Below are 13,607 nucleotides of genomic sequence, written 5' to 3'. Positions count from 1 at the left end.
TTGTGACGCCTTGCTTCTTAGCTAGCTTTCTTTTTCGGCTTGCGAAGCGCCTGCGTGATGCGATCCAGCAACATGGCAAGGATGACGACAGCGATACCCGCTTCGAAACCATCGCCAGGACGCAGACGCTGGATGGCGCGCCATACTTCGCTACCCAGGCCGTCGGCCCCGATCATCGCTGCGATCACGACCATCGACAGCGCTAGCATGATCGTCTGATTGATGCCCGCCATGATCGTCGGCAAGGACAGCGGAAACTGTATCTTGATCAACTTCTGAGTACGCGTGGCACCGAATGCATCCGCCGCCTCTATCAAATCGTTAGGTACCTGACGAATGCCCAACGTTGTAAAGCGTATCGCCGGGGGCATCGAAAAGATCACCGTAGCGAAAATAGCCGACACCGACCCAATACCGAAAAACGGAATGGCCGGAATCAGATAGACGAACGCCGGCATGGTCTGCATGAAGTCCAACACCGGCATGATGACACCATAGAAGCGATCCGAAATGGCCGCGAGCACCCCGAATGGCATGGCAATGACCACCGCAACCACAGTGGCGATCACCACCAGCGTCAAGGTTTCGATCATCGGGTTCCAAAGTTCGAGATTCCAGATCAAGGCCAGCCCCAGCACCGCACCGATCCCTAGGCGCAAGTTGGCAACCCGCCAGCAGATCAATGCGATGATCGCCATCAACGCCCACTCAGGCAACCACATCAACCCATCGTTAAGCGCTGATATACCCGTTTGGGTAACACTGGAAATGCCCCGTGTCACATTGGAATAGTGCGATGTCAGAAAATCGAGACCACCCTCGATGCCGTCGCCGAGGGGAATGCGTGGAATATCAATCGCCATCAGTGCTCTCCCGCTTCAGCCAGTTTTTCAAGTACCGCGCCCTTCACGACCACACCCAATAGGCGTTGATTATCGTCGACGATGGCAATCGGATAGCTTTTATCATTGAACATGGCAAAGAGGTTGTTCATCGGTTCATCCGGACCGGCCTTCGGGAAGTCGTTCTGGATCAACTCGTTGATCGTGTCCTTACCAGCCTTGGCAGCGGCATCTACGTCATCGACACTCACGATGCCCAGCAAGGTGCGATCCCGATCGATGACGTAGATGGAGTCGAGTCCATGCTCGCTCATCTTGCGCAATACGGTACGCGGGCCGTCGCTATCGCGCGCCGTAGCACGCACAGAACGCATGGCACTGTTGGCCGTGAAGATGCGCGACATATCCACGCCCTCGACGAAGCGCGCCACGTAATCGTCAGCGGGCCGCGTCAGGATATCCTCGGGCGTGCCCATCTGCACGACTTCACCATCCTTGAGCAGGATGATGCGGTCGCCGATGCTGATCGCCTCATCGAGGTCGTGGGTGATGAAGATAGTGGTCTTCTTCATACGATGCTGCAGCTCAATCAATTCTTGCTGCATATCTTTGCGGATCAGCGGATCGAGCGCCGAAAACGCCTCATCCATCAGCATCACGGTAGAGTCGTTAGCCAATGCGCGGGCAAGACCGACACGCTGCTGCATGCCCCCGGAGAGTTGACTTGGGTAAGCATCTTCCCAGCCGTCCAGGCCTACCTGCTTGAGGGAGTTGCGAGCGCTTTCCACACGAGATTTTTTCTCGACACCGCGCACCTCAAGGCCGTATTCAGCATTCTCCTGCACGGTTTTATGCGGAAAGAGGGCAAAATTCTGGAAAACCATCGAAAAGTGACGGCGCCGGCATTCCAGCAGCTCTTTCTCACTAAGCTTGGGAATGTTCTGACCATCGATCACGATATCGCCTTCGGTGGGCTCGATGAGGCGATTGAGACAGCGAATCAGCGTCGATTTCCCGGAACCTGACAGACCCATGATGACGAGAAGCTCGCCTTCACGTACATCGAAGTCGATATTGGAAAGACCCAGGGTCTGGCCGGTTTTCTCAAGAATCTCGGGACGCTTTTTCCCTTGGTTGCGCAGCTCGAGTGCTTTCTTAGGCTGGGAGCCAAACACCTTGCTCAGGCCGCGCACCTGAATCTTGATATTGGTTTCGTCTGTTTCAGTCATAGGCTTGCCTGCTTTGGTCAAGTCGTCGCCATGCCCTTGCGAAGCAAGGGCGCTCAGCAATGTCACGTTGTCACGTTGCGAGTATCTGGCGGGTCAGTCTCCTGGCTCTTATTATGGTCATGGAGATGATAAGAGATGATCATGAAGATAAAATTTCGTTATGTTTCGTATCGAATCATACCTACTTATTGATATTGCTTCAAATAAAAACAACTGATGATTGATCCATGGTTCAATAACCCGGCGCGCGCCGCCAGGCGCCTCGATCATACTCAATCACCGAACTCGGCAAGCGACGAAGCCGACCTTCCACGGCTTCACCGCGACATCGGGGGAATAGGCCAAGGCGCCTTAGTCCGTCGGACTCTCCAGCCGGTGGCGTTGCCAATCGTTGCTCGGCTCATTGAGCCGCAAGGAGGCCTCGACCACCTGCTCTTCCATGTTATAGCGGAAACTAAAGCCCAGGTGTTTCAGCAACGCGCGCATGGGCTGATTGTCGAGCATCACCGTGCCGACCATCTCGAGGATGCCAAGGCCCTTGCAGTAGCGGATCATCTTCCCCATGAGTAGGCTACCGAGGCCATGCCCGTGGAGATCATCGCGAATGATCACGGAAAATTCAGTGCGGATATTGTCCGGATCGTTCCATACACGCACGACACCGAGCATTTCCTTACTCCCATCGGGGCGCGCATGCTCGGCGATGAAGGCCATTTGGCGGTCGTAATTGATCTGCGACAGCACGGCCAGATCGCGCTGCGTCAGGTCCGCTTTGTGGTGGAAATAACGAAAGCGAATGCTTTCCTCGGAGAGCTGTTCGTGGAACAGCGTGATCAGCGGCGCGTCCTCTCCCCGGATCGGCCGCACTTCGACATCCATGCCATTGCCCAACGCCTGCCATTCACGCAGCTCCTCGGGATACGGCATGATCGCATGACGCGCGGGCTGCCCAAGGTCCATGGCAAAGTCTACCGCCACGACACCATCGCGGTTGAGCAATAGCGGATTGAGCTCCAATCCCTGGAGTTCGGGCAAATCCGAGGCCATTTGCGAGAGCTTGACCAGCAATTCGCAGAGGCGCTCGACGTCCTGTTCGGGGTCGGAGGCGTGCTCGCGGATCAGACGGTACGCATGCGTACGCGATACCAGCTCGTTGGCCAGCGTCATGTTCAGAGGCGGCAAGGCCACCTGTCGATCCGCCAGCACATTGATCTTGTAACCACCGATGCCGAAGACAATGACAGGCCCGAACACCGGGTCACGTGTGATTCCCGCGCAGAGTTGCATCGACGCCTTGCCACGCTGCATACGTTGCAGGCAATAGCTAAAAATCGAGCTTTCGGGAAATTTCTCGCGAACCTTATCACCTAGACGCCGCACGCCATCGGCCACCTGCTCCGGCGTCTCGAGATCTTGCAGCAAGCCCGCGGAGAGCTTATGCGGATGCTTACGGTAGCGAAATGGCACGCAATTATGCGCATGCACGATTTTCAGTGCCATGGGGCCATCGATGCCCCGCGCCGCTTGAAGCGCCTCTTCAGGGTCGAAGACATACTGGCTCGGCGCCGACGGTATGCCATAAGCGGCCAGGACCTCGGCCGTCTCCTGATGCGTCAGGCGATCACGCTCACGCTGCTTGGCCGAGGCAATCAAACGATGGCAGCGGGCGCGAATATCGGGTTGCGTCGTGAAGGGCAGGCTCGGCGGCGTTTCCTGTAGGAGCGTCTGCACACGCTGATAATCGACCATGTGCATGAAAGCCTTGACCGCTTTCTCTGGTGAAATATAGGTAGGAATTCCTGCCAAATTGCACTCATGGCGTGCCTTGAGCGCTTCCTCGAGCCCCATCCAACTGGTCAGCAGGTTGCGCTTGAAGCGTTTACGATTAGCGATCAGCGCCTCGGCCGTGATCTTGGAAGGCGCCAGGCGAGTCGGTGCGTGCACCACTAGTACCGCATCCACGTTGGCATCGGCCGCCACGATTTCCAGCGCATCGACGAACCGCTCGGGCGAGGCGTTACCGCCCAAATCGATCGGATTGCGTCCTGGCAAGCTGACATCGAACTCCCCTTGCACCAGCGCATCGCGAGTCACATCGGTCAGCTCCGCCAGCTTGCCGCCAGCGATCACCAGCTTGTCGATCGCCAAGAGCGCCGGTCCCAAACCATTCGCCACGATGGCCAAGCGATCACCGCGCAACGGTCGCATCCGCGTCAGCGTTTCCAGGGCATCGAACAACTCATCGGAATCATCCACGCGCACGACGCCTGCGCGTGCCAACGCTGCGTCGAACACTACGTCGCGATTATCGATCCCCGGCGTCTGCGGTTCATGCGTCAGTGTCGACTGCACCGAACGTCCGCTCTTTATTGCCAGCACCAGCCGGTGTCGTGAGGCATCGCGCAGTGCGGTCATGAAATGCTGCGCGTCGTGCACCCGCTCCAGATGTAGCAGCAAGGCGCGTGTCGGCGAGTACTGGTTGATGTAATCCATTAGATCGGACAGCATCACATCGACGCTATCGCCCAATGTCACCAGATGTGAAAAGCCGATGTCGCGCCCCGCGGCCCAGTCGATCATGGCATTGCCGAGCATTCCCGACTGCCCCAGGTAGGCGACGCGACCCGCCTTGATCGGCTGGCTGGCATACGTGGCATTGAGCTTGCTACCGGGCACCACGATCCCTAGGCATTCTGGCCCCAACACGCGGATCCCCGAGCGCAGCGCTGCCTTGAGCATACGCTCTCGCAGCGAGCCACCATCCTGCGTGCGATCGTCGAGGTAGGAGCCTCCCGAAAGTACCAAGGCCGCGCGCGCGCCCATCTTACCCAGTGCTTCGATGGTCGACGGCACGCCTTCTACCGGATTGCAGAGAATCGCCAGATCCGGCACGGCGGGCAAACTCGCGATACGCTTCACGCAGGTGACGCCATAGACCGTGTCATACCCCCGCGGGTTCACCGCCCACAGCGTGCCGGAAAAACCGGCTTCGAGCAGATTGCCAAGCACCATGCCGCCCATCGAGTGCGGCTTTTCCGAAGCGCCGATCACTGCCACGCTATGTGGTTCGAAGAAGTGACGCAGAAAACGCGTTCCCACAGCAATCTCTCCCGCTTGATCCGACCTTGCCGCTCACCATCGCGCGCGAACGGCCTAAACTCAGCGTAGGCCTCTCGTCACGGCCGCGGTGACATGTCATCGTTCGACCTATGGGCACTGTTTTTACATCCTATCAGGCCTTAAGGTCCCACGCGGACAGCATGCGCCCATCGTCTCAACCAATAGACGCCCTCTGGATGGAGTTCCCATGATCACTGCATATATCACCCACCCCGATTGCATGCAGCATTTCATGGGGCCGAATCATCCCGAGAGCCCCAAACGTCTTGAAGCCATACGCGCGCGCTTGGCCTTGAGTGGTGTATTGACGCATACCATGCAATCCGAAGCGCAGCCGGTAAAAGCGCAGACGCTCGCCCTTGCACATTGTCCACAGTATCTCAAGATGCTCGAGGCGCATGCCCCACAGGAAGGCTTGAGCGAACTCGACGGCGAGACCCACATGAACCCGGACACGCTAGCCGCCGCGCGCGTCGCCGCCGGCGCGGTCGTACGTGGCGTCGATCAGGTCTTTCGGCACCAGGCAGACAATGTCTTCTGTGCCGTGCGTCCCCCGGGCCATCACGCCGAACGCGGCTCAGCGATGGGCTTTTGCTTCTATAACAACGTCGCCATCGGGGTGGCCCACGCCCGCGAGCGCTATGGCGTCCAACGTATCGCCGTGCTGGACTTCGACGTCCACCAAGGCAACGGTACGGTCGATATCTTCAAGGACGACCCAGGCGTTCTGGTCTGCTCGAGCTTCCAGTCGCACTACTACCCTTGGCGCTATCAGGACGGCACCTGGGACAACATCGTCAACACGCCCTTGTCAGCAGGCGCCGATGGCAATGAGTTTCGCCGTCGCGTGGAAATGCAATGGCTTCCCGCCCTGCAAACCTTCAAGCCCCAATTGATCATGCTCTCGGCGGGGTTCGATGCTCACCGCGACGATCCCATGGCGGATCTTAATCTCGTCGAGTCCGATTATTTCTGGGTGACGCAACTCGCCCTGGATATCGCCCGTGTATACGCCGACGGGCGCTTAGTCTCGGTACTCGAAGGGGGCTATCATCTGGATGCCTTGGGTACCAGTGTCGAGGCACATCTCAAAGCACTGCTGGGCTTTCCTCTAGGCGACCCATAAGCGCGTCCAAACGACCCTGGCTCGCCCCGCGCCCATCGGGCTGTGGTATCCTAACGGAAACTTTATTTCCTATTGTGGAACCCCATGGCTACCCAAACCGATAGCGACGCCGCCCTGCGCATCGCCTCCGGACGCAAAGCGTTCGTCGAGCCGCTACGTCTGGGTGATCGCCTCAAGGAAATTCGCCTGTCCAACCACTGGACCTTGGAAGATGTCAGCCAACGTACCGGTTTGGCGCGTTCGACGCTTTCCAAGATCGAGAACGACCAGATCTCACCGACCTTCAGCGCCGTGCAGAAGCTCATCGGCGGCCTCGGAATCGATCTACCACAATTGCTGACGCCACCCAAACCGCAGTCACGCACACTCGGTCGCCGCGATCTAACGCGTGTCGGCGAAGGCCAACAGCATCCCACCCCCACCTACGAGCATGAGCTCCTCTCGTGGCAGCTGGCCCAAAAAAGGATGATCCCCTTCAAGACCATCGTCCGCGCTCGCAGCTTCGACGAATTCCAGGAGTGGGTCCGCCATGACGGCGAGGAATTCCTAATGGTCCTCGACGGCGATATCCTGCTGTATACCGAGTTCTACGAACCACTACACCTGACCCACGGCGACAGCATCTATTTCGACAGCGACATGGGGCACGCCTTAGTGTCCATCAGCGAGTCGGACGCCGTCGTACTCTCCGTATGCACGCGCGGCGAGAACGCGTGATACGCCATCAACGAAAGCGCCCGGCTCAAGGCCGGGCGCTTACTACTTCTTCACTCGGAGACTGACGCCTTCAGTCGATATCCTTGACGGCGCTATCGCCGGAAAGCTCGCGGGCCATCATGCGATCACTGTACGCCACGCCATAGCGCTTGCGCGCCCATAGGTACATCACCAGCCCGAGCAACATCCACGCCCCGAAGACCACCCATTCGATCGGCAACAATGCAGACGGACTGCCCGGCAGGTAAAGACTCACCATGCCCAGCGACAACGCCACCGCGACGATGCCGACCAACTTGCCATAGGGCACCTTGAAGGGACGCGGCATATCGGCGTTCTTGTAACGCATCACCACAAACGACAGCGCCACGAACAAATACGCGATGACGATACCCAGCCCGCCGGCGTCCACCAACCACACCAGCATCGGACGGCCGAAAAACGGTGCCAGGCAGGATACCGCGCCGATCATGATGACCGCGTTGCTGGGTGTCTTGTAGCGCGGGTGAAGCTTGCCCAAAAACGCTGGCAGCATGCCTGCATGCGCGAGGGCGTAAACGGCACGGGAGCCGCCGATGTAAAAAGCGTTCCAGCTCGTGATGATACCCGCGATCCCCGCCAGCACCATCAACTTGCCAGCCCAGGGCGCCGAGAAAACGGCCTGCATGGCATCCGGCACCGCCAGCGTGGAAGCGTCCAGTGCCTGCGGATTGAGCATCAGCGATGTGCCCAGGATGATCAACGCATACCAGAACACCGCCAGGATGACCGAGATCATCAGCACCTTACCGATATCGCGAAACGGCAGGTTGATTTCCTCCGCCGCCTGGGGAATCACGTCGAAGCCCACGAACATGAACGGCACCATGATCATGACCGTCATGATACCGCCCACAAGACCGTTTTCGACGTTGAACAGGGGCTCCATATGAGCCGCGTCTCCGGTAAACAACGCTCCGGTGATGAACATCACGCCCACCACCAGAATCAGAATCGTCACCAGTTTCTGCACCAGAGCCGCCGTGCGAATGCCGATGTAGTTGATCGCCATCATGATCAGCGAGCCGACGACACCGACGGCCACCCAGGTGGCCTTGACGTCCCAACCGGCGATCGTCCACAGATGGCCGACGGCATAGCCGGGGAACAAGTTCTCGAATACCGTGGGCAGGGCCACGGCCTCGAAGGACACCACGCTCATGTAACCCAGCACGATGGTCCAGGTACAGAGAAACGAGGCGAAATGCCCCAGGGCGTGATAACTATATACGTGCTCGCCACCGACCTGAGGCATGGCCGAGGCGAGCTCGGCATACGTCAATCCCACCAATACGATGGCGACCCCGCCAATGAGAAACGCCAGAATGGCGCCCATGCTCCCTGCCGACTGGATCCAGTTACCGGTCATGACGATCCAGCCCCACCCGACCATGGCGCCGAACGCCAATGCGAGCACATCCTTGCGCGCCAGCACCCGCGTCAGTTCACTGGCCCCATGGGAAGTCGTTGTTCGATTCATCGCGATACTCGTTTATGGAAAGCGGTGTTGTTGAGTGTACTTATCTTGCGTCCAGACAGCGGCATTCGTTTCATATAATGCACGCCCGCCAGGAAAGATAATGGACCAGGTGAATCGAGACAACCCGGGGCACGAGGCCATGTCCGCTTTTTCCACGCCATGGCGATAAGAACAATCAAGGCGCTAGGTATGCTGAACGTCGTCGCCCCGCCATAACAGCTTGCCGCATTCGTCGAGCGTGTAACCGCCCAATGATTGGGCCAGAGTCAAACCGGCGGCACTGTGTAGATAATCGAACATCTGCTGCAGCAGCGACCGGAAATACACGTTGCGCGGCGTCACCAGATCGAACGCCTCCTCGGTGATGGGAATGAAGCCTAAGCCGAATTCATTGGCCGCCGACAGCGTCCCCGGGCCGATATCGGCTTCGTGACGCGCGATGAGCGAGGCGATTTCACGCTCGCTATAGGCGACGACCTGAGTGTTGAGCTGCTCGAGTCGCAATTGATGCCCTGCCAACCATTCCTTGAGAAAACGCTGCGACCCGGCCCCTTCCTGGCGGATCGCCCAGCGCCGATTGCCGCCAAAGAGTCCGGAAGGGTCGTGCGGCTGGTGTCGGTCCTCCGCACGAATGATCAACCCCTGACTGCGGCGGAAAAGACGTACCAGCACCCAATGACGATAGCCGCTATGACTTCTCACCAGAGCGGGATGGCGCAACTCACTCTCCTCGGCGCGCCCCCAGTGAATGGCGCACACATCGGCGCGACCTTGCGAGAGCAGCGATAAACCCAGTTGCGTCCCGGTGACGCTATAACCATAGAAGGCATGCCCTTGTTGCTGCTGATTGAGTCGCATGATCAGCGCCGAGAGCAACGGGTCGTCACTGCCGGTCACCATCAACCGATCGGCCAGCACCCCATGGTGACAAGACTCCAGGATCCACTGCTCAACCAGGCGTCGGGGGAAGAGCCATTTGCCGGTCACCTTGGTAGAGGGAATGGCGCCATCGCTGGCCAGCTGGTAAATCTTCTTTTCGTTGAGATGCAACAGTTCAGCGACTTGATGCACGTTGAGAAATGGCGAGGTTGAAGATGTATCACTCATGAGGTGCCCTTGTGCCGAGACGCCGCTTTGTCTCCTGGGCGTAGCGCCGGCATGGCGTCCAACACCAGGCGTGCCTGTTCGTCGACGACCTGGAAATGACGTCCCTTGGCACGGGCCACCAGCAATACACCGAACCGCCGCGCCAACTCCACGCCTTTCTGCGTCATGCCAGAACGTGAGACCAGTACGCTGATTCCCATCTGCGCGACCTTGAGCACCATTTCAGACGTCAGCCGCCCTGTGGTGTAGAAGATGTCTGCCGTGGCCAGCTCGGCGTCTTCCGGCGCGCCTTCGCCCAGTGCCGCCAACCATTGGCGACCGGCCAGCGTATCCACCGCATTATGGCGCCCCACGTCTTCCACGAACCCCAGCACGCGATCCTGACGGCATAGCGCGCAGCCATGCACAGCCCCGGCATTGCGATAGGTTTCGTTGAACTGCCCCAGATTGTCGAGCATGCGATACAGCACCGCCTGGGATAACGGCTCGCAGGGTAAGGGGCGCAGATCGGTGGCATCGAGCAAACGCCCGAAGACCGTCCCCTGTCCGCAGCCAGTAGTCACGGTTCGCTGAGCCAGGCGCGCGTCGAGATCTTCCGGCATGGCACGCGTCACGACCGCGGCGGCTTCCACGTCCCAGTCGACCTGCAGTGCTTCGACATCCTCGACACGCATCAACAGTCCCTGATTGCGCAAGTAACCGAGCACTAGCGCTTCCGGCTCGGCGCCCAGCGTCATCAACGTGACGATCTCATGACGATTCAAGTACACCGTCAAGGCACGTTCGGCGGCGATCGCCTGCTGACGACGCTGGCCATACTCGTCGATCACCGCAATCTCGAGTGTCGTCGGCATTCGCGCCCGACTCAGCACTACATTGGACATGCTCACCTCCTTCTTGTAGCGACAGGATACCCAAAGCGCGATACGCATGACCAAGGGAAATATACGGCGATGACGCATTTTCCAGACTATCAGGCATGCGGCTTGCTATATGATTCAGACATAGCGTGCCATGTTTCATCTCACAGGGAGGCAACCATCATGGCGGCCGACGATAATCTGAGACACTTAAGCTTCGAGCTGGCGTTCCAACGCCAGGAGGTCAAGGGCTTCACGTCCCTGGCCTGGTACATCGCAGACATGGGGTGCCATGATCGCGGTCCTCATGTCCTGCCACTGACACTCTTTCTCACCGAGCGTACTGCCTACCGTTTCAACCTGAACTCTCACCACCCCCGTCTATTCGTGCGCTGCGAGTCGACCGATAACGGTCCTGTAGCGCGCGAGCTGACCGCGAGCCAAGAAGTCGCGGCCAACTGGATGGATGGTGACACCCAGGTACTCGACACTCCCATGCCCTTGGCCATACAGGCTTGGATCGAGGCCTACCTGGCGCGTCACGGCGAACGTGTCGAAGGTGGCCGCAAGAAGAAACGCGCAGGCGCCGGGCGCGCCAGTCAGGAGTGATGTCATGAGCTTCATGCAACGCTGGTCACAGCGCAAACGCGATCATGGCGACGCGTCGTCCGATAAAGCGAGCGCAGAAACACCGGCCACCCTAGCGGAACAAGCACACGCGCCTGCCCCGAGCGAAGAGCACGAAACGTCATCACGCGCCGCAGCGTTGATCCCCGGTTACGACCCGCAGCGCCCTCTCGATGAGCAACTACCCGAACCGGAACAACTCGGCGCCGGGGACGACTTCCGAGCCTTCATGCTGCCGGGGGTCGGTGAATTCCTCAAACGCCGCGCTCTGCGCCGCATGTTCAAGGTCGGCAACTACAACGTGCGCGACGGTCTCGACGATTACGACGAGGATTATTCGCAACTGATGCGCATGATGCCCGAGGTCAGTGCACGCATGCGCCAATGGCTGCACAAGGACCAAGAGACTGAATCCCCAGACGCGGAACAGCGTGACGACGCGGAGATGCTGCAATCCGATATCCCTACTGAAGAGAATAAGGACGACGCTTCTGAACCAGCGCAGGCCATCCGTCCAGAAGAGGTAGGCCTGTCAGAAGAAGTAGCACCACCAGAAGAAAAGCCACTAAATGACCCATCTGGGCGCTCGGGTGCGTCAAGTTGACCCACTGGGGAGCTCAATGCTGCACGAGTACTCCCGTATCTTGCCCGGCAAGCCCTTCGTTTGCGACGAGAACGGGTATCTAACCTGCAGTCATAACATTATATAAAGCTCGGCAAAGACCGAGACGCGATGCCACACGATTGGCACGACAAGATTCAAAGACCCGTGGCAAGACCGACAAGTTGATGAGGTGACATGCCCCAGTTCATCGATACGCGCGCGTTGAATGACGACGCACGTAATGTAGCCGCCCGTGAGGCTGCCCTGCAGCAGGTATCATGGCCGCAGAACCTCGCCCCGCCCACCGTGAGCTACGTTAGCCACGGCCATGTCGCCATCGTGGGGCCGGCGGACGCGATCCACCGGGCGGCCCGCCAGCTCGTGGACAGCGAGCTCGCCAGCGTGACATTGATCGCGACGCAGGATGACGTTGACGAGGCGTCCGATATCGCCAATGCGCACTATATCGCCTGCACCCACCCTCACCTGGAAGGTTACCTGGGCGCATTTCATCTGACCTCCCGTGACGGCGGTGAGTCTCTTTCCCAGGCCAGCCTCGGGCGCGATCACTTCGATGCCATTCTCGACCTCGGCACACCGCCACTGCTGCAGTACGAATTGCCGCCCCCAGGGTATCACCGCGTCACACACGCCACGCCCCTCGACCAAGCCATTCAGGATCTTCAAGCGTGCATCGGCGAGTTCGAAAAGCCGCGCTATTTTCAGATCGAAAGCGATTTGTGCGCCCATGCCGGGCGCGGCCAAAGCGGCTGCACCCGCTGCCTGGATATCTGCCCCGCTGACGCTATCTCGAGCGTCAAGCAAGAAATCGTCATCGACCCATTCCGTTGTCACGGCGCGGGTAGTTGCACCAGCGTCTGCCCCACCGGGGCCATTCGTTATGCATTGCCCACGCCTGAAAGCCTCGACGATTACATCGCGCGTCTTCTTGCTAGCTACCAAGCCGAAGGCGGCGATACGGCGGTGGTGCGCTTTGTCGATCAAGAAACCCAAGCCGGCGAAACCACCGAACCAGCGGGCCATGTGCTGGATGTTCCGCTGGAGGAACTCGGCGCGGCGGGGCTCGACCACTGGCTCGGCGCCATTGCGCGGGGCGCCGCCGAGGTGCGCATCGTCATGCATGATGCCCTGCCGCCTTCCTTGGCGCATTTGGTGCGCGATCAGCATGCACAGGCCATTACCATGCTCGAGTCGCTGGGCCACGACCCTCGGCGCCTGAGCCTGATCGATGCAGGCGATATCGCCATACGCGACGCACTGCCGATCTTGCTACCCCTCGGCGAACGGCTGGAGGCGAAACGCCCACACGCTAAGCGCGAGGCACTCAACGCCATTCTCGATTTCCTTGCCACGCACGGCACGCCCCGTGAGACGCGTGTCGCCATGCCGGCGGGTGCACCTTTCGGCACCCTCGACATCGATACCGACAACTGCACGCTGTGCATGGCTTGCGTGGCGGTCTGCCCCACCCAAGCACTCAGCAGCCCCGGTCAATCACCGGCTCTCAACTTTCAAGAAAGTGCCTGTGTGCAGTGCGGGCTTTGCGAAACCGCATGCCCCGAACAGGTCATAGCGCTGCACCCCGGTTTCATGGCCGCTCCAGAGACCCGCAACCACGTCGCGACGGTCAAGGAAGAGGCGCCATTCGAATGCATCAGCTGCGGCAAGGCCTTTGCCACCGCCAGCACCATCGCCTCGATCAAGCAGAAACTCGCCGATCACCCCTATTTCGCCGGCGACGCCATCAAGCGACTGGAAATGTGTGAAGACTGTCGCGTCAAGGATATCTGGCACGACATGGCGCGTGACCCCAACGCTCAGCTCAAGGTATGACC

11 protein-coding genes are annotated in these 13,607 nt (G+C 59.3%); 5 read left to right on the top strand and 6 right to left on the bottom strand.

Features of this window, described 5'->3' with window-relative positions; all coding sequences use genetic code 11:
* Positions 1-17 precede the first annotated feature (17 nt).
* The 3 genes from KZO83_RS15320 to KZO83_RS15310 form a co-directional block, all read right to left on the bottom strand.
* Positions 18-863: an ABC transporter permease gene (locus tag KZO83_RS15320; RefSeq protein WP_075369261.1), complete on the bottom strand. Its 846-nt coding sequence runs from the start codon at positions 861-863 to the stop codon at positions 18-20.
* Entirely contained in the window at positions 863-2,071 is a 1,209-nt protein-coding gene (locus KZO83_RS15315) for a quaternary amine ABC transporter ATP-binding protein (RefSeq protein ID WP_178998689.1), read from the bottom strand. The genes KZO83_RS15320 and KZO83_RS15315 overlap by 1 nt, the downstream gene beginning before the upstream one ends.
* Positions 2,072-2,422: 351 nt before the next feature.
* Positions 2,423-5,170, bottom strand: coding sequence for a bifunctional acetate--CoA ligase family protein/GNAT family N-acetyltransferase (locus KZO83_RS15310; RefSeq protein WP_247621378.1), 2,748 nt, complete (start codon positions 5,168-5,170; stop codon positions 2,423-2,425).
* A gap of 208 nt (positions 5,171-5,378) precedes the next feature.
* Here KZO83_RS15310 and KZO83_RS15305 point away from each other — a divergent pair, with 208 nt between their 5' ends.
* The gene (locus KZO83_RS15305) at positions 5,379-6,317 is read left to right on the top strand and encodes a histone deacetylase family protein (RefSeq protein ID WP_247621377.1); all 939 of its coding nucleotides are present in this window, start codon (positions 5,379-5,381) and stop codon (positions 6,315-6,317) included.
* A gap of 84 nt (positions 6,318-6,401) precedes the next feature.
* Entirely contained in the window at positions 6,402-7,034 is a 633-nt protein-coding gene (locus KZO83_RS15300; RefSeq protein ID WP_178998692.1) for a helix-turn-helix domain-containing protein, read from the top strand.
* A gap of 70 nt (positions 7,035-7,104) precedes the next feature.
* Here KZO83_RS15300 and KZO83_RS15295 read toward each other — a convergent pair whose 3' ends face one another.
* From KZO83_RS15295 to KZO83_RS15285, 3 genes are all read right to left on the bottom strand, one after another.
* Positions 7,105-8,553, bottom strand: coding sequence for an APC family permease (locus tag KZO83_RS15295; protein WP_247621376.1), 1,449 nt, complete (start codon positions 8,551-8,553; stop codon positions 7,105-7,107).
* 183 nt (positions 8,554-8,736) lie between these two features.
* Positions 8,737-9,660 (bottom strand): helix-turn-helix transcriptional regulator, encoded by a 924-nt coding sequence (locus tag KZO83_RS15290; protein ID WP_247621375.1) that lies wholly within the window; start codon positions 9,658-9,660, stop codon positions 8,737-8,739.
* Positions 9,657-10,544, bottom strand: coding sequence for a formate dehydrogenase accessory sulfurtransferase FdhD (locus KZO83_RS15285; RefSeq protein ID WP_247621374.1), 888 nt, complete (start codon positions 10,542-10,544; stop codon positions 9,657-9,659). The genes KZO83_RS15290 and KZO83_RS15285 overlap by 4 nt, the downstream gene beginning before the upstream one ends.
* Before the next feature lie 159 nt (positions 10,545-10,703).
* On the opposite strand from KZO83_RS15285, the gene KZO83_RS15280 reads away from it, so the two are divergent.
* From KZO83_RS15280 to KZO83_RS15270, 3 genes are all read left to right on the top strand, one after another.
* The gene (locus tag KZO83_RS15280) at positions 10,704-11,129 is read left to right on the top strand and encodes a DUF3305 domain-containing protein (RefSeq protein WP_247621373.1); all 426 of its coding nucleotides are present in this window, start codon (positions 10,704-10,706) and stop codon (positions 11,127-11,129) included.
* A 4-nt stretch (positions 11,130-11,133) separates the two neighbouring features.
* Entirely contained in the window at positions 11,134-11,751 is a 618-nt protein-coding gene (locus tag KZO83_RS15275) for a DUF3306 domain-containing protein (protein WP_178998697.1), read from the top strand.
* Positions 11,752-11,946: 195 nt separating this feature from the next.
* Positions 11,947-13,605 carry a 4Fe-4S binding protein gene (locus KZO83_RS15270; RefSeq protein WP_247621372.1) on the top strand — a complete coding sequence of 553 codons (1,659 nt, stop codon included), beginning with the start codon at positions 11,947-11,949 and terminating at the stop codon, positions 13,603-13,605.
* Positions 13,606-13,607: the final 2 nt, after the last annotated feature.

Origin of the sequence: Chromohalobacter moromii (genome assembly GCF_023091865.1) — a bacterium.
GTDB classification, from domain to species: domain Bacteria; phylum Pseudomonadota; class Gammaproteobacteria; order Pseudomonadales; family Halomonadaceae; genus Chromohalobacter; species Chromohalobacter moromii.
This window is presented reverse-complemented; position numbering and strand designations above follow the sequence as displayed.